At 38.6% G+C, this 24,133-nt stretch carries 20 protein-coding genes and 1 other annotated feature; of the genes, 4 read left to right on the top strand and 16 right to left on the bottom strand.

Annotated features, from left to right (window positions below; translation table 11 throughout):
- The 9 genes from HMPREF2963_RS09645 to HMPREF2963_RS08865 form a co-directional block, all read right to left on the bottom strand.
- The coding region (locus HMPREF2963_RS09645) for a mucin-binding protein (protein WP_261786518.1) at positions 1 to 2,813 on the bottom strand (2,813 nt) is incomplete at its 3' end.
- Positions 2,814 to 3,148: 335 nt separating this feature from the next.
- Positions 3,149 to 3,442 (bottom strand): 50S ribosomal protein L27, encoded by a 294-nt coding sequence (gene rpmA, locus HMPREF2963_RS08900; protein WP_003032879.1) that lies wholly within the window; start codon positions 3,440 to 3,442, stop codon positions 3,149 to 3,151.
- Between the two features lie 17 nt (positions 3,443 to 3,459).
- A complete protein-coding gene (locus HMPREF2963_RS08895; RefSeq protein ID WP_037616265.1) occupies positions 3,460 to 3,804 on the bottom strand; it encodes a ribosomal-processing cysteine protease Prp in 345 nt (114 codons plus the stop codon).
- A 15-nt stretch (positions 3,805 to 3,819) separates the two neighbouring features.
- On the bottom strand, positions 3,820 to 4,134 hold the full coding sequence (gene rplU / locus HMPREF2963_RS08890; RefSeq protein WP_003068805.1) for a 50S ribosomal protein L21: 315 nt from the start codon (positions 4,132 to 4,134) through the stop codon (positions 3,820 to 3,822).
- Positions 4,135 to 4,169: 35 nt separating this feature from the next.
- Positions 4,170 to 4,259 (bottom strand) — a sequence feature (ribosomal protein L21 leader region).
- A gap of 109 nt (positions 4,260 to 4,368) precedes the next feature.
- Entirely contained in the window at positions 4,369 to 5,583 is a 1,215-nt protein-coding gene (gene thiI, locus HMPREF2963_RS08885) for a tRNA uracil 4-sulfurtransferase ThiI (protein WP_070669434.1), read from the bottom strand.
- Between the two features lie 4 nt (positions 5,584 to 5,587).
- A complete protein-coding gene (locus HMPREF2963_RS08880) occupies positions 5,588 to 6,730 on the bottom strand; it encodes a cysteine desulfurase family protein (protein WP_070669433.1) in 1,143 nt (380 codons plus the stop codon).
- 123 nt (positions 6,731 to 6,853) lie between these two features.
- Positions 6,854 to 8,776, bottom strand: coding sequence for a fructose-bisphosphatase class III (locus HMPREF2963_RS08875; RefSeq protein ID WP_070669432.1), 1,923 nt, complete (start codon positions 8,774 to 8,776; stop codon positions 6,854 to 6,856).
- 31 nt (positions 8,777 to 8,807) lie between these two features.
- On the bottom strand, positions 8,808 to 9,632 hold the full coding sequence (locus HMPREF2963_RS08870) for a pyruvate, water dikinase regulatory protein (protein WP_003068798.1): 825 nt from the start codon (positions 9,630 to 9,632) through the stop codon (positions 8,808 to 8,810).
- A gap of 13 nt (positions 9,633 to 9,645) precedes the next feature.
- Positions 9,646 to 10,275 (bottom strand): CBS domain-containing protein, encoded by a 630-nt coding sequence (locus HMPREF2963_RS08865; RefSeq protein WP_037596886.1) that lies wholly within the window; start codon positions 10,273 to 10,275, stop codon positions 9,646 to 9,648.
- 181 nt (positions 10,276 to 10,456) lie between these two features.
- On the opposite strand from HMPREF2963_RS08865, the gene ppdK reads away from it, so the two are divergent.
- Both ppdK and HMPREF2963_RS08855 read left to right on the top strand, forming a co-directional pair.
- Positions 10,457 to 13,066 carry a pyruvate, phosphate dikinase gene (gene ppdK, locus HMPREF2963_RS08860; protein ID WP_070669431.1) on the top strand — a complete coding sequence of 870 codons (2,610 nt, stop codon included), beginning with the start codon at positions 10,457 to 10,459 and terminating at the stop codon, positions 13,064 to 13,066.
- Between the two features lie 201 nt (positions 13,067 to 13,267).
- Positions 13,268 to 13,690 (top strand): DUF6556 family protein, encoded by a 423-nt coding sequence (locus tag HMPREF2963_RS08855; protein ID WP_006269904.1) that lies wholly within the window; start codon positions 13,268 to 13,270, stop codon positions 13,688 to 13,690.
- A 406-nt stretch (positions 13,691 to 14,096) separates the two neighbouring features.
- Here the strand turns inward: HMPREF2963_RS08855 and HMPREF2963_RS08850 are convergent, their stop codons facing one another.
- The 7 genes from HMPREF2963_RS08850 to lepA form a co-directional block, all read right to left on the bottom strand.
- Positions 14,097 to 15,167: an ABC transporter substrate-binding protein gene (locus tag HMPREF2963_RS08850; RefSeq protein ID WP_070669430.1), complete on the bottom strand. Its 1,071-nt coding sequence runs from the start codon at positions 15,165 to 15,167 to the stop codon at positions 14,097 to 14,099.
- Positions 15,164 to 15,937 carry an ABC transporter permease gene (locus HMPREF2963_RS08845; RefSeq protein WP_003068790.1) on the bottom strand — a complete coding sequence of 258 codons (774 nt, stop codon included), beginning with the start codon at positions 15,935 to 15,937 and terminating at the stop codon, positions 15,164 to 15,166. Before HMPREF2963_RS08845 ends, HMPREF2963_RS08850 begins: the two co-directional genes overlap by 4 nt.
- Positions 15,934 to 16,740, bottom strand: coding sequence for an ABC transporter permease (locus tag HMPREF2963_RS08840; RefSeq protein ID WP_070669429.1), 807 nt, complete (start codon positions 16,738 to 16,740; stop codon positions 15,934 to 15,936). The genes HMPREF2963_RS08845 and HMPREF2963_RS08840 overlap by 4 nt, the downstream gene beginning before the upstream one ends.
- Positions 16,721 to 17,878 carry an ABC transporter ATP-binding protein gene (locus HMPREF2963_RS08835; RefSeq protein ID WP_070669428.1) on the bottom strand — a complete coding sequence of 386 codons (1,158 nt, stop codon included), beginning with the start codon at positions 17,876 to 17,878 and terminating at the stop codon, positions 16,721 to 16,723. The genes HMPREF2963_RS08840 and HMPREF2963_RS08835 overlap by 20 nt, the downstream gene beginning before the upstream one ends.
- 96 nt (positions 17,879 to 17,974) lie before the next feature.
- Complete coding sequence (gene murB, locus HMPREF2963_RS08830) at positions 17,975 to 18,877, bottom strand: UDP-N-acetylmuramate dehydrogenase (RefSeq protein WP_006269901.1); 903 nt, start codon at positions 18,875 to 18,877, stop codon at positions 17,975 to 17,977.
- A gap of 246 nt (positions 18,878 to 19,123) precedes the next feature.
- A complete protein-coding gene (locus HMPREF2963_RS08825) occupies positions 19,124 to 19,753 on the bottom strand; it encodes a hypothetical protein (protein WP_003068786.1) in 630 nt (209 codons plus the stop codon).
- 222 nt (positions 19,754 to 19,975) lie between these two features.
- Positions 19,976 to 21,799, bottom strand: a complete 1,824-nt coding sequence (lepA, locus tag HMPREF2963_RS08820; protein WP_006270703.1) for a translation elongation factor 4 — start codon at positions 21,797 to 21,799, stop codon at positions 19,976 to 19,978.
- Between the two features lie 136 nt (positions 21,800 to 21,935).
- Between lepA and HMPREF2963_RS08815 the strand changes: the two genes are divergently transcribed.
- Both HMPREF2963_RS08815 and pepT read left to right on the top strand, forming a co-directional pair.
- Positions 21,936 to 22,751 (top strand): Cof-type HAD-IIB family hydrolase, encoded by an 816-nt coding sequence (locus tag HMPREF2963_RS08815; RefSeq protein ID WP_048800976.1) that lies wholly within the window; start codon positions 21,936 to 21,938, stop codon positions 22,749 to 22,751.
- Positions 22,752 to 22,887: 136 nt separating this feature from the next.
- On the top strand, positions 22,888 to 24,111 hold the full coding sequence (gene pepT / locus HMPREF2963_RS08810) for a peptidase T (protein WP_070669427.1): 1,224 nt from the start codon (positions 22,888 to 22,890) through the stop codon (positions 24,109 to 24,111).
- Positions 24,112 to 24,133: the final 22 nt, after the last annotated feature.

The raw sequence follows: 24,133 nt of genomic DNA, 5'->3' as shown, positions 1-24,133 counted from the left end.
ATGGTCTCTGTGACAGTCTTTGTTTCTTCAACTGGAGCTACCTTATGACGTAGACGAACCTCAAAGGTTTGAAGGGTTTCATTGTAAGTCACACCATTTGTTGGATAATTGTCTGAATAAAGTTCATAATTTCGATCGGTATACGTCTTAATGGTTTCAGCTGTTCGATAAGGATCAGTCTGCCCATAAAAACCATTCAAATCCTTCGTTTCAAGCGTTTCCCCTGTTGTGTCATCGATATAAGTTACCTTTGCACTAGCTGGATTAGCTTTGTAAACGACTGTCTTTTCAATATTGGCACTGTTAGCCGTAATATTGTCAACTGCTGGAACTTCCGCTAAGTCTGGAGTGTGACCTTTGATTGCTGGTGATGTTACGGCTGCAAAACTTGTTCCATTTTCTGCTGTCCAGTCCCCAGTTGTAACATTTGTAACTAAATCGGTAGTTGCTGTTCTGGTGAATTTTAATTCAGCAGTATGAGTTGGAGCTGCTGTAGCACCATCTTTTGCATAAATATATTTAATGGTTTCTTTAACTGTCTTAGTCTGAGTTTCAGTTTTAACTTTATGTTTTAAATGAACTTCAAAGGTTTGAAGCTTATCATTATATTTTACACCATCTGCTGGATAATTATCTGAAACTAATTCATAATTTTTATCTGTATATTTTTTAATTGTTTCAGTTGTTCTGTAAGCATCCGTTGTATTATAATCACCAGTTAATTCTTTTGTTTCAAGAACTTTATGATTGTCATCATCATCAATATAAGTCACCTTAGCGTTAGATTTATTAACAGTATAGACGTAATAAAAGACTTGATCAGAACTATTAAAAGCTATCGATTGATTTCCTGTTAATTGGGTTCCTTGTATAGAAGGAATTGACTTAGGCGTAGTTACAAGTGTATAACCAGGTATATTTTGCGGTTTAGCAGTAAAATTAGGTGACTGCGCATGTAATGGACCTCCTGGATAACCATATTGGTAAGTTTGTGTTGCAATTTGGTTCCCAGCTGTATCTACATACTGTACAGTTATCTTTGTTTGACCTTCTGAACGTGCATTAGACGGCTTAGTAGTAGCACTAATCTTTTCTGATTTAATTTCATTTTCAGTTCCATCATCATTTACACTATAACTTTTGGAATTACCAGTAATCGTATTATTAATCGAGGAATCCGCAAACATAAGTCGAGTCGAATGCCCTGTACCCTGAATAGCAGATGTTTTAGCTAAAATAGAATTTACTTTAGCATTCACCACATCAGTCCTATCAATTTCCTGATATCGATCTCCAAACGTTCCATAATCATCTGCAGGATGAATATCATGATAAGTCGTCGCACCTTCACCAATCATTTTACCTAAGTTAGTGGCAATAGTGTAGGTACCATCACCATTATCAATGACAACTGAAGAATTTTTTCCTGCTTTCTTTAATGCCTTTAAAATATCTGCATCTGTTGATTTAGGTGGAAGAGTAATTAACTTATTTTCATTTTCGTTAGTAATTGGTATAGATGTAGATGTATCATTCTTAACAAGGTATTTACCATCTTCACTAATGGCTAAAGTACTAGTGATGCGATGAGGCTCTGGCTTTATTTTAATAATCTTTGAACCATTTTCTAGTTTTATGCGATGAATAGTGATGATATCTCCCTTGGGAATATTTGTATTTCCTGGTGTTTGACCATCACTAGATAGCATGTTGTTATAATAGTTTGCATCACCAGTTGAAGTACCTATTTTGATTGAATTTGCCGCATCACTACTAGCACCGTTGTACACAGCAAAATTTCCCTCAGATTTAGGAAATGTTCTCTGTACAGGTTTAAAAGTAAAAGTTGATCCGTTAATGTTCAATACAATATTATTTTTACTTTTTTGAGCCGTAAATTTGGCACCATTTGCAGCACTAAAATTAACATTAACCGTTTTTTCTTGCCCCTTTGAAAGTGATGCAAATTCACTATTCAATGTAATCTCATAAGCAAGATCGTCTTTTTTAGAAAAATCAAATTTGATAGTTCCAACACCAGGAATCGTTTCTGCTGTTCCAGAGCCAAGATTTGCATAATAAGCAGCATAAGCGTTATTTTCCAGTTTGACTGGAATCCGAATCTTATCTCCAGCTTTCAGCGTTCCATCCTGCTTAATTTTAAAAGTCATTTGAACCTTTTCGAAAGAAACTTCTTGAGCAGGTAGGGTTTTCGTATCTCCCGCATTCATAACTGTTCCGTCTTTTGTCGTAACTGTTACTGAAAAGTTTGAAATATGAGAAGAAGATTCTGCGACACTTCTACGGGTACGTGCCGCTCGTGTTTTAGGTATTGTGCTTTCAACAATTGTTTCGTCAGACTTTGGCGCTGTGTTTTCAGGAGTTGTTCCCTCAATATTTGGAGTTTTAGCTGATTTTGAAGATTCTCCATTTGTTGACAAACTACCATCGCTTGACATTGATGAATTCTCTGACGGAGCACTTTCTGTACTAGAATTTTGAAATTCTGAGGCAGTCTGAGTACTACTCACGCTTGTATTTTCTACTTTTGAAAAACTACTAGCTGAAGAAGCTTCTGTTACCGTTGATGATGTAGTAGTAGATACTTTTTCTGTCTTTGCATCCTCTGTGGGAGCAGAGACACTTGTAACTTGACCGCTAGTACTGTTTTGCTCTTCAGCATAAGTCGTTTGACTTCCTCCTACAATTCCATAAAGAGCTAGAGTAGCAATAGCAATGGAAACCAGACCGACATTCTTCTTCCGCAAAGAGAATTTATCTCGTTTCCCATTATAAAGTTTAAAACTTTTCACCTTGTGCATTCCTTTCGTCGTGAAATATTCATACAATTTTTTATTTAGGAAATGGATTGGTAACAGACTATATAAAACTGTTATCAATCCTTAAAAAATTGAATAAACCTACATATTATATTATACTTTGCTATTCCGAATAATTCAACTAATATTATTATAAAATACATAAAAAACATATAAAAAATGTAGTCAAAACAAAGATAGCTGCAAAAAATTTACAGCTATCTTAGAATATAGATGATTTATAATTATTTTATGTATACTTTCTCTTCTTTTCAGATTACCAGCTTCAAAAGAAAGGCCCACACCATAGGTGTAAGGGTCTTTACATTTTATTTCGCGATTGGATAAACAGAAACTTGTTTTTTATCGCGACCTTTGCGTTCAAAGCGTACAACGCCTTCTACTTTCGCGAACAATGTATCGTCTCCACCGCGGCCAACGTTAACACCTGGGTAGATGTGAGTACCGCGTTGACGGTAAAGGATAGATCCTCCAGTTACAGTTTGTCCGTCAGCTGCTTTAGCTCCAAGACGTTTTGCTTGTGAATCACGTCCGTTTGACGTTGAACCTCCACCTTTTTTGTGGGCGAAAAGTTGCAAGTTTGCAAGATTCATTTTTAACATAGTGTTTTTCCTCCGTGTTAGTTTTCTGTGATAACTCTGGTTTGGACGAACTCAGATGAGTCCTCTGATAAGTTTGCCATTCCCAAGAAGAATGATTCAAAGAAAAGTTGAGTCATTTCTCTCTGGTGTGGCGGAATATCCGTCGGTATTTCTACTCGTAAAAATCCGCCTTCTTCTTCGTTTAATTCTAAGATTGGTTCGTAACCTGCAAATTTTTCAATTGAATTGATGAAATTTATGGCAAGCGTAGAAACCGATGCACACACGACATCAAAGCCGTATTCGCCACTTTCGGCGTGTCCAGTAATTTCCGCACTCCTCAGCTCGCCATCTTCGGCTTTCTCAAAGACTGCCTGTATCATGTGTTCTCCTATAAATTAAGCGTTGATTGCGTTGATGACAACTTTAGTATATGGTTGACGGTGACCTTGTTTGCGGTGGCTACCTTTTTTAGGTTTGTACTTGTAAGTAACAACTTTCTTTTGTTTTCCTTGTTTTTCAACAGTTCCAACTACAGTAGCTCCAGCAACAATTGGAGTTCCGACAACAGTTTTATCACCACCAACAAGAACAACTTCGTTAAAAGTCACTTCTTGACCAGCTTCAACATCCAATTTTTCAACGTAGATAGCTTGACCAACTTCAACTTTAACTTGTTTTCCGCCAGTTTTAACGATTGCGTATGTGCTCATTATGCACCTCCTATGATTTTTTGGGGTTTCCCCGTATTTTTGTGAAGACTCGCCTAGCATCGTGGGACGAACCACTTAATACTCACTAAATGCGAGCTACGATGTTCGAGCGGTTGCACAGGAATGTGCATAGTCAACTCTATAAGTATAGCACTTCCAGAATAGTTTGACAAGTATTTTTTATCAAAAGGTAGCTATCTAATGAATTTTTAAGCAAGGGCAAAACAATTTTCGCTACAACAATTCCTCAATTAGCTCATCCACTTCGTCGATCTCTGCTTCCGGTGTGATTTCTGTAATCACAATGCCTGCCACAGCACGTTCTACCAAGTTTTCGACATCCATACGTGCCTCATATTGCTCGGCATTTTTTATCTTTGGATTGGTTTTCGGACGGTCTGGTGCAAAAATGGTGCAACAATCTTCAAAGGGTTGAATCGAGATATTAAATGTATCAATCTTTTCAGCAATGTCAATGATTTCTAGTTTATCCATAGTCACGACTGGACGAATAATTGGAGTATTGGTGACAGCATTGATCGCTTGCATACTCTCTAGCGTTTGGCTAGCAACTTGACCAAGACTTTCTCCGTTGATGATAACGAGCCCACCGCGTTCTTCACGAATGCGATCCGTGATCCGCATCATAAAACGACGAGTTAAGGTCATAAGATAAGCTTCTGGTGCTTTCGCTTTGATTTCTTCTTGAATTTCCGTAAATGGCACTTCAATAAATTGGATATTACCACCAAATTTGGTTAACTTGCGTGTCAAATTCTGCGCCTTTTTAAGAGCACCTGGACTTGTATAAGGCGGGCTCGCAAAGTGAACCGCTTCAATATCCACTCCACGTTTAAGGGCTAGATAGCCCGCAACCGGGGAGTCAATTCCGCCTGACAGCATCAACATCCCTTTTCCAGATGTCCCAACAGGAAGCCCACCTGCTCCACGGATTGTTTCATAAGACAGATAAGCTGCTTCCTCACGTATTTCCACTTGTAGGATAATATCCGGCGCTTTCATCTTGACTTGAACATGTGGGATGGCATCAAACACGGCATTTCCAAGAGTTTGATTCAGCTCACGGCTATCCAATTCAAAATTGTGGTCGCTACGTTTGCTGGCAATCTTAAACGTCATTCCCTCTTTATAAATTTCTTTCATAATTGTCTGTACCGCTTCAATCAAAGCAGGAACAGACTTCTCAACTTTATAAGACGGAGAAAAATTTTGAATCCCAAAAATTTGTTTGAGGGATTCTGCGACTGGTTGATAAGCCGTTCCATGAAGATAGACATGTGCGCGATCTCGATCTGCTTTCGCATGAACCTCTGGATAAATAGACAGGACTGCTTGCATATTGCGTTTCAATTTGTTAATGAAGCGCATTCGATTTTTTCCTTTAGTTGAAAGCTCGCCGTAGCGAACCATAATTTCTGAATACTCCATTTGTTTACCTTACTTTTCTAGTTTTTTCATAAATGATTTTGAACGTTGTTAGAAATTGCTCCATCTGACTCATATCATTATCTGCATCCAGACTAATCCGAACAGCCGTCTGAGCTAGGGATTTTTCAACACCCATGGCTATCAAAGTTCCAGCTGGTTTGCCCGCTTTAGAGGAACAAGCACTCGTAGTAGAGATATAAATGTCATACTCTTCAAAAGCATGAACCACTACTTCACCTCGTACGCCTTTAATCCCAAAAGCCAGGATATGTGGCGCAAACTCATCTATTCCTGAAAAAATCGTCACATCAGGGTATTTCGCTAGCTCTTCTAGGATAATCTCTTTCATTTTTGCGGTTCGTGTGGTGAACGTTTCCAAATTTTCCATAGACAAGCGCAAGGCTTTTGCGGTTGCTGCAATACCCGCCAAATTTTCAGTCGTAGAGCGTTTGTCTGATTCTTGACCGCCACCATTCAACAGCGGACAAATTTTCTTGCCAGATTTGATATAGACAAATCCAACACCACGTAAACCATGAAATTTATGGCTAGAAAACGTCGCAAAGTCCACGCGATTAGTTAAATAATTTTCTGTTGAAATCTTGGCTATGGCTTGAACCGCATCCACATGAAAAGAAACTGTTGGCCTGTCCGCTAAAAGCTTTGAAATAGCTTTAATCGGCTGAACAGAACCGATTTCATTGTTGATAGCCATGACAGAAACTAAAGTCGTATCCGGTCTGATTAGTTTTGCTAATTTTTCAACCTCTACAAAACCTTTGTTATCAACAGGTGCAAAGTCTACTTCAAAGCCTTGCTTTTTCAGCCAGAGTGCAGATTCTTTCACTGCTGGATGCTCAATATCAGATACAATGACATGCTTGCCATAGCGTGCTTTTTCAAAAGCCACACCCTTGATAACCCAATTATCTCCTTCTGTCCCTCCAGACGTAAAAAAAATCTCCTGAGAAGATTTACCTAAAAGACCTGCAATCTGCTTGCGTGATGCATCTAACAAGCGCGTTGCTTGACTACCCAAACTATGAAGACTGGAAGGGTTCCCCCAGATTTTTGAAGCAACTTCTGTATAAGTAGCCAAAGCCTCTGGGTAAGGCTTTGTAGTTGCCGAATTATCTAAATAAATCATCTTAAACCTCTATATTTCAATACCCTTATTGTAACATGAAAAAGAAATAGGAACAACAGAGAAAGTCGTAAATAAAAGCTCTCTAAGCGGAAAACTTAGAGAGATAACAACTATATTATTTTCTTAATAGTCATAAAATTCATGTAAAAGAACAGATAATTCCTGTTGTTGTTCAATGAGGCTTTGCCCAATTGTCGTTGATTTTATCAAGGTTCGTTCGCGAACGTGCTCAATTACTCTCTTCAAGGAAGATAAATCTAAAGCTTCCTCAATCATTTTTTGGACGTTTTGGAAAGGTTGATGCGTCACAATTTGGAAACCATAAGAATTATTAAGCAAGGAATAGCCAGCAATTCCTGTTTTCTTTTGATAAGCTTCGCACAAACCACCATCAATAACGAACAGCATTCCTTCACCTCGAATCGGCGATTCTCCCTTCAGCGTTTTCACAGGTGTATGCCCATTTACAATCCTAGAATGTTCTGAAAAAAGCCCAAATTCTTCTAAAATTAACTTGCAGATATTGGCAGAATTCCGATAAGAAAAATAAGGATTTTCTTTTTCAACGTGCGTCTGTTTATCCTCGATAAAATAACGTTCTAGAGTTGTCATTTTGTCTTTACCAAACAAAGGAGACAACTTCCCATTCCAACAGTACCAGATAAGATCAGTTGAGAAATCGTTCTGAATTTCTGGATTTTTAGAACTTTCTCGAATATGGTATTCAAAAAAGTCGAGCAATTCTTTACCAGCATAGCGGATTTGATTGATTTGCAAAGGTTGAAAGTCTCCTGATGTCTCTAGGGGAATACAGCCATGAAACAGGAGATGATTGTTATAAATCTTATACATGGAACCCTTGTTCATCAAAAAAGAAATCTGGTTCTTGAGCTGAATAGAATGCTGGAATGAATCCAGCAAAGTAGCAACCACTTCTTCTTCTTCATCCGTTAATTCCTCTGGATTTTGGGGATTAATCGTTTGAAAACAAGTATTAGCTAAGAAATGCTTCTTCTCTTCTATCATGACACTCTCTTCCCAGTAATCAATCTTATCCAGAGTAAGGTGTTGAGACATATTAAATTCTGGTCGTCTTTTGATGAGCTGATTTTCCAATTTAAACTGGATAATCGCTAAAGCTTGGTGAATCTTCTCCAACTGAAGAATTTCCTCAGGAGAATAATCGTCACTTCTTTTTCCTAACTTAGGTTTGAATTTTGCATTTTCCGAATAAGTCTTTTCAGCAAAGAGGACGAGTGGTCTTAGATTAAGACCATAAGCTCGCTCAATATCGTAAAGATACCCGTACCTAGCAGCTATTCGTAAGAGAATGAGTAAACATTCTTTTGAGCCGAAGAAAGCCCCCATCCAGATAATGTCGTGGTTGCCCCACTGAATATCAACAGAATGATAAGCCATGAGTTCATTCATTACTTTATCCGCTGCTGCTCCGCGATCAAAAATATCACCAACTATGTGAAGATGATCAATGATTAATTGCCGAATGACCGTTGATAATGCCGAAATAAACTGACTTGCTTCACCTAAATCAATCAAATAGTTCTGAATCGTTTCAAAATAAATATTGCTATCCGGCAGATTTCTATCAGTGTAAAGCAATTCCTCAATAATGTAAGCATATTGTGGCGGCAAGGCTTTCCTTACTTTAGAGCGTGTGTATTTGGCTGCTACAAAAGCTAGCAAAGTCAACAGATTTTGAATGATTTCTCCATACCAACTTTTATCTTTCAAAGGATAAAGAAACCCATCGCTCAAAACTTCCTGAGGATACGCAATTAGTAAGGTCAGCTTGTCTTTTTCCTCTTTTGATAATTTCTCTCCAAAGCAGTCATTGATTTTTTCGTTCAGGTTTCCTGCACAGGTTCTCAAGATATAGTCAAAAGCCTCAAACTCACCATGAATATCACTAAGGTACAACTCGGTTCCCTTTGGTAAATTTAAAATGGCTTCCAGATTGATTAACTCTGTGATGACCTTTTGCTTAGAATCAAACTCTTTTAATAGAATTCGTTTGTATTGCTCCATTCGTTCACCTCATTTCAATACAATACTATATTTAATACTTATTTGAAGACAGAGATTTCAAATGTTCTTCAATAATGCAAGCCGTTTCTTCAATAGATTTATCGGTAATATTGATGATATAAGCCTGATGTTTTTGAAAAACTTTCTTGGAATAATCTAGTTCTTCATAAATTTTTTCTACATCTGTATAGCTTGTAGCTTGTGTCAAACCGAGCGCATCCAAGCGATTGCTTCTCACTTTAGCCAATTTATCCGGATCACAGACCAACCCAATCATTCTTCTTTTATCTACTTTATCTAAAACTTGTGGTAGTGGAACTTCAGGGATCAAGGGAAGATTTGATACTTTATAGCCTTTATTAGCTAAATAGATACTGAGTGGAGTCTTGGAAGTTCGAGAAACTCCCAGAATCACAAGGTCTGACTCCAAAAATCCTTGCGGGTTCTTGCCGTCATCATATTTAACAGCAAATTCAATCGCAGATATTTTGTTGAAATATTCCGTATCCAAACGATGTAGAACACCTGGAACTTCAATAGGTTGAGTATCCGTTTTTTCCTTGATGATTTCAAAGAATGGATTCATCAAATCTAGATAGGATAAATGATTGACTCTACTAAATTCTCTAGCTGCTGCTGCTAAATGGCTATCTACCAAAGTGCTGATAACAACTGCATCATCTTTGATAGCATCTTGCAAAATATCTAACAATTCAGATTCCTTATTAATAAATGGGAATCGATAACTATTATTGAAAATCAAATCTGGATATTGAGCCATGACGGCTGATAATAATTTTTGGGATGTTCCTCCCAAAGAATCAGAAATAGTATAAATAGTAATCTCTTTTTTCATGAAAACTCCTTTTTTAGCGATTTACTTCAGCATTTCTTGCTTCTTGGATAATAAAGTTCAGCAAAGCCGACTTAGTAATTGTTCCTATAATGTGAGCTTCATTTTGCTCCTCCACAACAGGCAATGAATCAATGGCGAAGTCCTGCAAAAGTGCAGCTGCTTCAAGAATATTCAAATCCTTATGGCAAGTCTTAATATGTGGCATTCTGGTCATGCAAACGGCTACTGGGGTCACATCAATATTGGCATTGAGGGCAGCCCTTAACAAATCCTTTCGTGATAAAATGCCTTGCAGCTGCTTCTTTTCATCTATCACATAGAGAACATCTGCATCATACATAAATAATGTGATAATAGCATCTTGAATAAAAGAATCATGTGTTACTAATACGGGGGAGGTCATCACATCCTCTACTTTCTTCTGAAAAGTATCAAAGAAAAAGAGAGTTTCCAAATCTGAACCAGAATAAGTGTAGCCAACTTTCGGGCTTGCTTTTAAAATCCCTACTAAGGTTAGAAAGGATAAATCTGAGCGTAAGGTCGCCCTAGATACATCTAACAGCTCTGATATTTTTTCCCCGCTGACTGGCTGATCCTTTTTCACAATTTCTACAATTTCTTTTTGTCGCTTTGTTAATTTCAACTGTTACTCCTTTTAAAAACTTCAATCTTTAATAATCATCATTATGTGTCATATTATAACAAATAAATTCTGATTGTCAATGATTTATGACTGATTCTTTTCTGTTGACAAACATATATGCTATATATTACAATGTATCTGTCGTTTAATATGACGCATATTTAATCAATCGGAGGCAAAAATGGATAAATGGATTTATTTTTTTGATGAAGGACGTGCTAGTGATAAAGCCTTATTAGGTGGTAAAGGGGCTAATTTGGCAGAAATGACTCATTTAGGGCTCCCAGTGCCAGAAGGCTTTACCATTACAACTCAAAGTTGTCTACGTTATTTAGAAACTCCTTCTTTTTTTGAATCTATTTTAAAAGAGGAAGTTTTGAAAGCGATTACGAACTTAGAAAGCAAGACAAATAAATTTTTTATGGGCAATGAGTCCTCGCTACTACTAGTTTCCGTTCGTAGCGGTGCAAAAATTTCTATGCCTGGTATGATGGACACCATTCTCAATCTTGGTTTAAATGACTTACGTGTTCAGACTTTAGCGGACGTAACAAATGCTAATTTCGCTTATAATTGCTATCGCCGTTTGTTGCAGATGTTTGCAGATGTCGTCTACGGCATTCCCAAAGAAGAATTTGATCGATGCTTAGAAAAAACTGAAAAGCAATTGAATAAAACAATCAATGATTTTTCAAAAGAAGAGCACCAATCACTTATTCAACAATATAAAGAGATTTATCAGGAGCACTACCAAAATTTCCCACAGAGTCCCAAAGAGCAACTCTACGCTGCTATCAAGGCTGTGTTCAAATCATGGAACAATCCACGCGCTAAAGTTTACCGCGAATTGAATCAAATTCCTCACGATTTAGGAACGGCTGTCAATGTTCAAAGCATGGTGTTTGGAAATAGCGACCAAAAAAGCGGCACAGGCGTTGTTTTCACAAGAAATCCTGCCACTGGTGAACATCATCTGTTTGGGGAATTTCTACTCAATGCTCAAGGGGAAGATGTCGTAGCTGGTATTCGAACTCCAGAACCGATTGACTCTCTTAAACGAATCTTACCACAGGCCTATGAAGACTTTTGTAACTATGCCAAGATTCTTGAAAAACATTACAAAGATATGCAGGATATTGAATTTACCATTGAAAAGGAGAAATTGTACATCCTGCAAACTCGAAATGGGAAGCGTACTGCTAAAGCAAGCTTAAAAATCGCTTTGGATCTAGTCGATGAAAAAATGATTTCAAAAGAAGAAGCTCTCCTACGAGTCAGTCCTTCTGCTATTAACCAACTGATTCACCCTATTTTTGAAGAATCTGCTTTGAAATCAGCTCATTATTTGACTCAAGGACTTCCTGCTAGTCCAGGCGCAGCAACAGGAGAAATTGTCTTTACCGCCGAGCGGGCTAAAGAACTTCATGCACTAGGAAAAAACGTTATTTTGGTTCGCCAAGAAACTTCTCCCGAGGATATTGAAGGAATGGTGGTCAGTCAAGCAATTGTGACTAGTCATGGCGGAATGACTTCTCATGCTGCCGTTGTAGCTCGTGGCATGGGCACTTGTTGTGTCGCAGGATGTGGCGAATTGTCTATCAATGAATACGATAAAACAATTGTATGCGACAAAGTGACTCTAAGAGAGGGAGACATCCTTTCTGTAGATGGCACTTCCGGCAAGCTCTACACGGGCAATATTCCAACTACTATGATTGACAATAACGACGAATTACAGTTGTTCCTTTCTTGGGCAGACGAAGTGGCTCAACTGAGCGTTCGTGCAAATGCAGAAACGATTCAAGACTTAAAAACAGCTATGCAATTTGGTGCCAAAGGAATTGGCCTTGCTCGTACAGAGCACATGTTCTTTGGTGAAAAACGAATTTTAGAAATGCGCAGATTGATTTTATCAAACGACGAAGTAGAAACAAATTCCGCTTTAAAGAAACTCTTGGCTTTCCAAGAAGAGGATTTCTATCAAATGTTTCAAACAATTCAGGATAAGCCGATGATTGTCCGTTTATTGGATCCGCCTATGCATGAATTTTTACCAAAAAATAAACCAGAAATTGAGCAGTTGGCTGAAAAACTACAAATCTCTGCTGAGACATTAACACAGAAAATTGCCTCCCTGCAAGAAACAAATCCAATGTTAGGACATCGTGGTTGTCGTTTAGGAATTACACAGCCTCAAATTTATAAAATGCAGGTAGAAGCTATTTTTAACAGTGCCATTAGACTGGCAAAAGAAGGCATGGTCATTAAGCCAGAAATCATGATTCCGCTGATTGCTGAAAAATCAGAACTCGTTTATCTCAAAAAGCTACTAGTTGAGCACATTGGAACTATCTTCAACAAGCATCATATTGAACCTTTCCCTTATGAAATTGGCACCATGATTGAATTGCCACGCGCCTGTTTCATTGCAGACCAACTGGCTAAAGAAGCAGATTTCTTTAGTTTCGGTACCAATGACTTGACGCAAATGACCTATGGCTTTTCTCGTGATGATATTGGAAAATTTATCCAGCATTACAAAGACAAAGAAATTATGTCGTTTGACCCTTTCCAAACTATTGACCAGACTGGAGTTGGGGAACTCATGAAAATAGCCATTTCAAAGGCTCGCCAAGTGAATCCCAATCTTCCAATTGGAGTTTGTGGTGAAGTCGGAGGAGATCCTACTTCTATTCCTTTCTTCCAAGACATTGGCATTACTTATGTTTCTTGCTCCCCTTATCGTGTCCCTGCTGCACGATTAGCTGTTGCACAAGCAAATCTTTCCTAGTCCTTCCTTATAATCACACCAGCTCTTTTCATCTGTCAACAAGGGCAGACAAGAATTGAGCTGATTTTTTAGTCCTTATAGTAGAAAACCACATTCTCTTTCGATTAATTTACATGAAATTTTCAATGTTTTAAATTTTTTTAAGACAATTTTAAACAAAGAGGGTATAATGAAGATGAGAAAGGAGATTATCAACTGACAATGGAAAATTATTCTCGAAAAAATAAAACTTCAACTACTAAAGAAGAAAAAACACCTACTCGTCATCATATCAAAAAAGGTCTCTCAGCTTTTCAGAAGACCCTTGCTACGATTGGGAGTATCCTTGGGATTATCACTGCAACGATTACCATCATGACTTTCATGAATAACAATAAATCTGATAACAAAACAAAAACTAGTCAGACGACACAAACAACCATTATCAAAGAAATTCAGAAAGAAACAACGACTGAGGCCCCTAGCTCTAACAACACAACTGCTACTAGTCAAGGCGAAACAGAAACAAGTAGCGCTAGCTCTAACACTACGCAGTCTAGCAATACATCAAGCGATACTAGCTCTAGCCAAACAAGTAACGACAGTGCTGATAAGGATACAACATCATCAAGCTCTAGCAATTAAAAAATAACGGAAGCAAGACTACTCATCAGACCAATGTCCGAGAGTTGTTCAACTTCCGTTTTTTATATTTAATTTTATACTCAATGAAAATCACAAAACAAACTAAGACAAGTCGTAGATAAATCGAAAGTTCCCGTAGAGCTTTTGAGATTGGAGATGAAACGTCCGTGAGGATGTATCAACAGTACGGCTTTGAGTAGCGGATAGAACTTGCGAAGTAAGTATCAAGACGATTCGCTTGTCTATCTCGAAAGAGTACTTCTGACGAAAACTTCGTTTTTTATCGCCACCTTTCACAATTCCCTAGATTGTTAAGAAAGCACTCACTGCATTCACTTTATCTGCAACCTTTCATAGTTCTCGGGCTGTCAAAGCTAACGAAGTTTGAAAAGATTTTTACAGAGTATCATTTCCGATACATTTTCACCTGAAGATATAAATCATTGTAAATTCCCAGCCATTTCGCCCCTAATTGCTGATAGACTTCCAAATGCTTCATCGTTTCTTCATCTGGATAAAAGGCTCTATCTTCCTGCACTTCTTTAGGAAGCATTGCTTTGGCTAGTACATTCGGGGTAGAATAACCAACATACAAGGCATTTTTATAGGCATTTTCAGGTTTTAACATAAAGTTAATGAATTGATAGGCAGCCTTTTTATTTTTGACCGTCTTAGGAATGACAATATTATCAAACCAAAGATTGCTAGCTTCTGGCGGTACGACATAACGCAATTTCGGATTTTTATCCAGCATCTGCCGCGCCTCTCCAGAGAAACTAACACCAATAGCAGCATTATTTTGAATCATATAGCCTTTCATCTCATCAGCAACAATAGCTTTGATATTCGGTGTCAACGTATAAAGCTTATCAACTGCTTCTTGTAATTGCTTAGTATTTTTAGAATTGAGGCTATAACCTAAAGCATTTAACCCAACACCCATTACCTCGCGCGCTCCATCAATCATCATGATAGAGTTTTTATATTCAGGTCGCCACAAATCACTCCAATGCTTAGGAGCTGTTTTGACTAATTCTGTGTTGTAGACAATCCCAAGCGTTCCCCAAAAGTAAGGAATAGAGTATTGATTTTTAGGATCAAATGATTGATTTAAAAATCGTTTTCCAATATTTTCTAAGCCTTTAATCTGAGAATGATCCAACTTTTCTAGTAAGTGTTCCGACATCATTTTTGAAATCATGTATTCACTGGGAATAGCAATATCGTAGGTTGTCCCGCCCTGTTTAATCTTCGTGTACATGGATTCGTTAGAATCAAAGGTTTCATATTGAACTTGGATACCGGTTTCTTTTGTAAATTTCGTCAATAATTCTGGATCAATGTAATCTCCCCAATTATAGATGACTAATTTGTCACCAGAACCGATTTTTGTCCGACTTTCAATGTGATGGCTCAAGCCCCAGAGGATAAGGATAATAGCAACAATGCCCATTAAAAATGAATAAAGCTTTTTCATGCCGCATCCTCCTTTTCACGAGAAATAAAATAATAACCAATCACCAAAAGAATACTGAACAGAAATACCAAAGCAGAGAGAGCATTGATTTCTAGCGAAATTCCTTGCCGAGCCCGCGAGTAAATCTCAACCGACAAGGTTGAAAAACCATTTCCTGTCACAAAGAACGTCACAGCAAAGTCATCTAGAGAGTAGGTGAAAGCCATAAAGTAACCGGCAATGATAGCTGGCGTCAGATAAGGCAGCATGATTTCCTTGAGCATCTGAACTTGGCTTGCTCCTAAATCATAGGCCGCCTTAATCATGTCATCATTCATCTCTTTTAACCGTGGCAATATCATCAAGACTACGATAGGAATTGAAAAAGCAATATGACTGGCTAAGACTGATAGAAAACCTAATTGAAATTTGACGGTTGTAAATAAAATCAAGAAACTCGCACCAATCATAACATCTGGTGCTACCATTAAAATATTATTGACCGACAAAAAGGCTTCTTGATATTTTTTTCTTGCCTGATAAATATAAATAGCACCAAACGTTCCGATTGCTGTGGCAATCAAAGAAGACAAAAAAGCCAGAAAAAAGGTTTGTGCCAAAATTAGCATCAAGCGAGTATCACTAAACATATTTTGAAAATGCGCTAGACTAAAACCTGTGAACTTGTTCATATCGTCACCAGCATTAAAGGCATAGCCAATCAAATAAAAAATCGGCAAATAAAGAATTAAGAAGACAACTGTTAAATAAATACTAGCAGTTTTTTTCATCGTTCTCTCCTTTCTTTTGTTGCCCACATGATGATAAGCATGGCTACAATCAAGACAACACCAATGGTTGAGCCCATGCCCCAATTTTGTGTAGTCAAAAAATGCTGCTCAATAGCTGTACCTAGCGTAATAACGCGATTACCACCAATCAAACGCGTCAGCATAAAAAGACTGAGGCTGGGAATAAAGACAGACTGCACACCACTTCTCACACCATTCATGGATAAAGGAAAAACGACACGACAAAAGGTTTCCCAACGGTTGGCACCAAGATCATAGCTGGCATTGATCAGATTTTGATCCATATCCTCTAAAACATTAAAAATCGGCAATATCATAAAGGGTAGCTCAATATAACTAGCAACAAAAATAAAAGAAAAGTCTGTGAACAAAATTTGCTGAGAACCAATCCCGATAAAACTTAAAAACTGATTGACTGAACCATTTTGTCCAAAAATCCCGATAAAAGCGTAAGCTTTGAGAAGTAGATTGACCCATGTCGGCAAAATAATGAGCATCAGCCAAAGCTGTTTATGCTTTAATTGTGTCAACAAAAACGCAGTAGGGTAACTAATTACCAAGGTAACAACTGTGATAATTCCTGCATACAAGACCGAATTCAAACTCATTTTAAGATAGGTTAGATTTTGCGAAGCGAAGTAGGTCTTATAATTTTCAAGAGTAAAGTGACCTTCAATATTGAAAAACGACTGCCAAACAATCATGGCAACAGGCGCTAATACAAACAATAGAATCCAAAGAATATAAGGAGCAACAAAAAGATTAAAGGTTGTTTTCTTCATCGCGCTCCTCCTCAATAGCATTGATTAAGCCTGCTTCCTGCTCTTCCATTTCGACATATTCTTCAATCCGAGCATCAAACTCTTCCTCTGTTTCATTGAGGCGCATAATATGAATATCTTCTGGTTCAAAATCTAGCCCGATTTCTTCTCCGACAATGGCCTTGCGAGTCGAATGAATCATCCATTCATTGCCCAATTCATCATAAGCGATAATCTCATAATGCACGCCACGGAAAAGCTGCGTATCAACCTTAACTTGCAGTTTTCCTTCTTCCGGAAGTGTAATCCGCAAATCTTCTGGACGAATGACGACTTCCACCTGCTCATTAGGACGCATTCCTCCGTCTACAGCTTCAAATCGCTTGCCATTAAATTCAACCAAATAGTCCTCAATCATCTTTCCTGGAAGAATATTAGATTCGCCGATAAAGGTCGCTACAAAGTGATTAATAGGTTCGTCATATATATCAACAGGTGTTCCCGACTGGACAATCTCTCCCTCATTCATAACAAAAATCCAGTCACTCATGGCCAGAGCTTCTTCTTGGTCGTGGGTGACAAAGACAAAAGTAATCCCTAGACGCTGCTGCAATTCACGTAATTCATACTGCATGTCTGTTCGCAACTTCAAATCCAGTGCAGATAAAGGCTCATCCAGCAAAACAACCCGCGGTTCATTGACAATAGCACGCGCAATAGCCACTCGTTGGCGTTGTCCACCGGACAATTTGCGAATAGAGCGTTTCTCAAAACCATCCAAACGCACCATTTTCAGGACTTCTGCAACTCGTCGCTCTATTTCCTGTTTTTCAACTTTACGCAAACGCAACGGAAATGCCACATTTTCAAAAACAGTCATGTGCGGAAAAAGGGCATAGGACTGAAACACCGTATGCACATCACGTTTGTTGGTTGGAATATCGTTGATTCGGACGCCGTCAAGAAAAACATCACCGCTGGACGCATCCAACAAGCCAGCGATGATATTTAGAATGGTTGATTTTCCTGATCCAGAAGCACCTAAAAGAGTGTAAAACTTCCCTTCTTCTAATTCAAAATTGATGTCTTTTAAGACGACTGTATTATTATCTTCAAAAACTTTTGATACGTTTTTAAATTCAATGATTGGTTTGTTCAATTGCCATAAATTCCTTCTTTTTCATAGATTGACAAATTAAAGTCTTGTCCTGACTGATTTTCTTGGAGAATGTCATCGAAAAATACCAAGATATTATCACTTCTCGCCAATAATTCGGACTTCTCTTTCCAAAGTCACACCTGAATGAGCTTTGACTGTCTCAATCACATGTGCAATCAAATTTTCATAATCAGCTGCTGTTCCATTATCAACATTGACCATAAAACCTGCATGCTTTGTCGAAACTTCTACCCCACCAATGCGGTGCCCTTTTAAATTTGCTTCACTAATCAATTGCCCTGCGAAATGCCCCACCGGACGTTTAAAAACAGAGCCACAAGAAGGATACTCTAAAGGCTGCTTCAATTGACGAAGGTGGGTCAAACGTTCCATTTCTTGACGAATCACACGGTGCATTCCTGGTGCTAAGGCAAACTTGGCAGAGATTACCACATCGCCTGTCTGTTGAACGTAAGAACGGCGATAGCCAAATTTCATGTCTTGAGCACTGATATTTTTGATTTCTCCATCTCGTGTCAGCACCTTACAAGAAAGTAAAATATGCGAAATTTCACCACCATAAGCACCAGCATTCATAAAGACAGCTCCGCCAATACTCCCTGGAATCCCGCAAGCAAACTCAAAACCTGTCAGACTGTGATAAAGCGCAACATGGGTCGTCTCAATCAGATTGGCACCTGCTTCTGCTTCAATGGTGTAGCCGTCTACTGCAACACCGTTTAACTTATCAAACATAATAACAAAACCGCGAATACCACCGTCGCGAACGATGATATTGCTAGCATTCCCTAGTACCATCCAAGGAATCTGCTCCCGATTAGCAAATTTCACCACTCGTGCTAATTCATAACGATTTCGCGGAAAAACCAGATAATCGGCAGCTCCACCTACTTTTGTGTAAGTATATTGTTTTAAAGGTTCATCAAAACGGATATCAATTCCGTTCAATTCAGATTTTAACGTTTCTAAAGTTGACATTTTTTCTCTCTCTTAAACAAAATTCAATCTATTATATCAAATTTAGGGCATATTTACGATAGAATAAAGAAAAATATTTCCCTTACGAATCCGAAAAATGCTTGTACGTCCTTATTCGTGATTTTTATAAGCTATGAAAAAAGAGCGGGGAAGCTGTCATTGCATAGAAACCAACTTCTTCTCACTCTTTTCAATTTAAGTTTGAGTATCACATTCTCTCAGTTCTTAAAGTTCTCTTTAAACTTTCTATTTACGTAAACTCCATGTCTTTTCAATATAAGGAGGAAGCTTTATTAGGGTTTCTCGATTGCCTTCAAGTGCAATAAGATAAACTTTCTCGTCCTTTTTGAAAATCCAACTAACCAGATACTGCCCTGATTTCATGATAACATTTACTTGATAGGCTTCGTTACCTGCAACCGCTCCTTTTGAGCCCCAAACCCTATTTACATTTTTATTGTTTTGCCAATTATAATAAATACGATTGGCAATTGTCTGAGCTGTAAACTCTTCTCTTTCTTGAATCTTAGCTTTTTCTTTCGTGTAAGCATTCATAGTTACAATATTGTAGCCAGAACCATCCGTATATTGAATACTGTCGCCACCATCGACATCCCTAAATTTCAACCAATTTTTTGGAATGTCAATATAGCCATAATCATCCGAGCCTACACGTTGTGTTTCTTCTGTCTTCACATCGTTTTTCTTAGTAGCTGACGAACTCAAACTACCATTTGCTTTTTCCGATACTTTGCTTGAAGACGAAATTTGGCTTGATGATTTTGATTTGCTGTTTCCACTTGAATTACATGCTCCAAGACCAACACTAACTAAAATGACTAAAAATAAAAGAAGATATTTCTTTTTATGATTCATAACGACATCTCCTCCTTGCTTTATTTTAGCATATTTTTTAGTAGCAGGAAAGCGTTATTTGTATTATTTAAAATGGAGTGAAGCAGAATTAAAGATTTACAAATCTTTAATTCTGCTTCACTCCTGAAAGACTCAAACTACCACTGTTCTTTTCATTTCTTACACAGCCAACTTTAAATCCGAAAACTTTTGTATCAGCTTCTTACGCACTTTGTTAGAAAATTATTCATCATCCATACTGAGAACGCTGAGGAAGGCTTCCTGTGGTACTTCAACAGAGCCAATCGCTTTCATCCGTTTTTTACCGGCTTTTTGTTTTTCTAGGAGTTTGCGCTTCCGGGAAACGTCACCACCATAACACTTGGCCAAGACATTTTTACGCAGGGCTTTAATGTCTGTCCGAGCCACGATTTTCTGTCCGATAGCAGCCTGAATGGGCACTTCAAATTGCTGGCGTGGGATAATTTTCTTTAATTTTTCGACAATCAATTTCCCGCGTTCATAAGCAAATTCCTTGTGAACAATAAAGCTGAGAGCATCAACCTTGTCACCATTGAGGAGAATATCCATCTTGACAAGATTAGACTTACGATATTCTGAAATTTCATAGTCAAAACTAGCATAGCCACGAGTAGAGGACTTGAGCTTGTCAAAGAAGTCAAAGACGATTTCCGCTAGCGGGATTTGATAGATGACATTGACCCGATTTTCATCAATATAGTCCATAGTAACAAAATCACCACGCTTGCGCTGAGCTAATTCCATCACCGCTCCAACAAACTCCTGCGGCACCATAATCTGCGCCTTGACATAAGGCTCTTCAATGGAATCAATCTTAGTCGGGTCCGGAAACTCGCTCGGATTGGACACATCAAGCGAGGCACCATCCGTCATATTAACCTTATAGATAACAGAAGGTGCTGTCATAATCAGATCAATATTAAACTCGCGCTCCAAGCGCTCCTGAATGACATCCATGTGCAGCAAGCCTAAAAAACCACAACGGAAACCAAAACCTAGTGCTTGAGATGTCTCTGGTTCAAACTGCAAACTGGCATCATTTAGCTGAAGCTTTTCCAGAGCCTCACGCAGGTCATTGTACTTATTGGACTCAATTGGGTAGAGACCGGCAAAAACCATCGGGTTCATCTGCTTGTAGCCATGAAGCGGTTCATCTGCTGAATAATCCGCCAAAGTCACTGTGTCACCAACCCGAGTATCTTGAACAGTCTTAATAGAAGCTGCAATATAACCAACATCCCCTGTTGCAAGAAAATCTCGTCCAACAGCTTTTGGAGTAAAAATACCCACTTCAGTTACATCAAAAGTCTTGCCATTACTCATCAACTGAATGGTATCTCCTGGCTTGACCACACCGTCCATAACCCGTACTTGCAGGATTACCCCACGATAGGCATCGTAAACCGAATCAAAAATGAGAGCCTTGAGCGGCGCTGCCACATTGCCTGTCGGTGCAGGAACTTTCTCCACGATTTGCTCCAAGATTTCTTCAATCCCAATACCAGCTTTAGCCGAAGCCAACACAGCTTCGCTTGCATCCAAACCAATGACATCTTCAATCTCTGTTCGAACTCGCTCTGGATCAGCAGCTGGAAGGTCAATTTTATTGATAACTGGTAAGATTTCCAAATCATTATCTAAGGCAAGATAAACATTGGCTAAAGTTTGTGCTTCAATACCTTGTGCTGCATCGACCACCAGAATAGCCCCTTCACAGGCTGCCAATGACCGTGATACCTCATAAGTAAAGTCCACGTGTCCCGGCGTGTCAATCAAGTGGAAGATATAGGTCTCCCCGTCCTTGGCGGTATAATTGAGCTCGATAGCATTGAGCTTGATGGTGATACCGCGCTCCCGCTCCAAGTCCATGCTGTCCAAGAGTTGAGCCTGCATTTCTCGGCTGGATACAGTATCCGTTGCTTCCAAAATTCGATCTGCCAAGGTTGACTTACCGTGGTCAATGTGAGCAATGATGGAGAAATTCCGAATCCGCTCCTGCCGCTTTTTTAATTCATCTACATTCATTTTTCTCTTCCTTTTCGGGTATTCTATTTATTATAACATAAGAAAGGTGACTTTTACCAGTCTTGAAAAGGCATGCCATATTCCGTTTCATTTGTGCTATAATAAAAATAAATACATTTACAGAAACGAGAATGCTATGATTAAACTAATCGCATTAGACATGGACGGCACGCTTTTAAATAGTCAAAAAGAAATTCCCCAAGCACATATTCAAGCCATTCATCAAGCTGTCGAACATGGAGTAAAGCTGGTTCTTTGTACAGGCCGCCCTCTAGTCGGAGTGAAACCTTATTATGAACAATTAGGACTGAGTGGAGATAATGAATATGTCATTATCAATAACGGCTGCTCCACTCATCAAACAAAGGATTGGAAGCTTGTTGATTGGAAAGAGCTAAGTTCGGAGGATATGCTTTATCTGGATAGAATCGCCAAGCAAACTCCTGCCCAACTAACTCTTTTTGACGAAGAACGCTATTTAGTAGTTGACGAAGAGCCAACCGACCTAGTCACCTATGACGCTAGCCTTGTCTTTACAACCCCAACAGAAATCAGTCTCGAAGAAGCTATCAGCGGTAAAAATATTATATTTCAAGCTATGTTTTTAGCCCAGCCTGATGAGTTAGATACCTTTGAAAAACAATTTGGTTCGCAGATTTCTCAACGTTTCAGCGGTGTTCGCTCACAACCGGTCATTTACGAAGCCATGCCAAAGGGCACTACTAAAGCAACAGCTCTTAAGCAATTAGCTCAACATTTAGAGATTAAACCTCAAGAAATTATGGCATTTGGTGATGCTAACAACGACATTGAAATGATCCAATTTGCAGGTCTTGGCGTGGCTATGGGCAATTCTAGCGACTATATTAAAAAACTAGCCAATTATGTGACAGATACCAATGATGAGAACGGTGTCGCCACAGCTATTGAAAAGTTTATTTTTAATAACTGATAGAATGAATCATGAACTTCCTTTCAAGTTCATGATTTTTATTAAAATATATTGTCATCCGACTTTCATTATTCGTACATAGCCTTCCCTCCCAAAATATGATACACTAGTTACATCTATGCAAAAAGGAGAACTTATGAAATACCCTAATCTTTTAAACCGTTTTCTGACTTATGTTAAAGTCAATACACGCTCAGACGAGACCTCCACTACTACTCCCAGCACCCAGAGTCAGGTGGACTTTGCGACTAATATCCTTATCCCTGAGATGAAGCAGGTCGGCTTGGAAAATGTTTACTACTTACCTAACGGCTACGCCATCGGTACTCTTCCTGCAAATGACCCAAGTTTCACGCGCAAAATCGGTCTTATTTCTCACATGGACACCGCAGATTTCAACGCAGAAGGTGTCAATCCACAAATGATTGAAAATTATGATGGTGAAGTGATTCCGCTTGGGCAGTCTGGTTTTAATCTTGCCCCTGCTGATTTTGCTAGTTTGAAAAAATACAAAGGACAAACCTTGATTACAACCGATGGAACGACTCTTCTTGGATCTGATGATAAATCAGGTATTGCTGAAATTATGACAGCAATTGAATATCTAGCAGGTCACCCAGAAATCAAACACGGCGAAATTCGAGTTGGTTTTGGGCCGGATGAAGAAATTGGTGTCGGAGCTGACAAGTTTGATGCGATAGATTTCGATGTAGATTTCGCTTATACGGTTGACGGTGGACCTCTCGGAGAACTTCAATTTGAAACTTTCTCTGCAGCTAGCGCAGAAATCACTTTCCAAGGACGCAATGTCCATCCCGGAACAGCAAAAGGACAAATGATTAATGCTCTGCAATTAGCTATTGACTTTCATAATCAATTACCAGACGGTGCTCGCCCTGAGCTAACAGATGGCTACGAAGGCTTCTATCATCTTATGAATGTAGAAGGAACTGTTGAGGAAGCAAAAGCAAGTTATATCATTCGTGACTTTGATGCAGTAACCTTTGAAAAACGCAAAGAACTCATGCGCTCCATTACTAATAAGATGAATAAAAAACATGGTGAACGGGTTCATTTAGAACTGAAAGATCAATACTACAATATGCGCCAAGTCATTGAAAAAGACATGACACCTATCAATATTGCAAAGGCTGTTATGGAAAAACTTGACATCAAACCGATTATCGAGCCTATTCGTGGCGGAACAGACGGCTCAAAGATTTCCTTTATGGGTATTCCGACACCAAATATCTTTGCCGGCGGCGAAAACATGCATGGACGCTTTGAATACGTCAGTCTGCAAACAATGGAACGTGCCGTTGATACTATTATTGGTATTGTTTCCTACAGAGACGAGTAGCTCCCAATCAAATAGAAAAAAC

It is taken from the genome of Streptococcus sp. HMSC067A03, assembly GCF_001814295.1.
Taxonomy (GTDB): domain Bacteria; phylum Bacillota; class Bacilli; order Lactobacillales; family Streptococcaceae; genus Streptococcus; species Streptococcus constellatus.
Note: the sequence above shows the minus strand (reverse complement) of the source record. Positions and strands in the feature narration are given on the sequence as shown.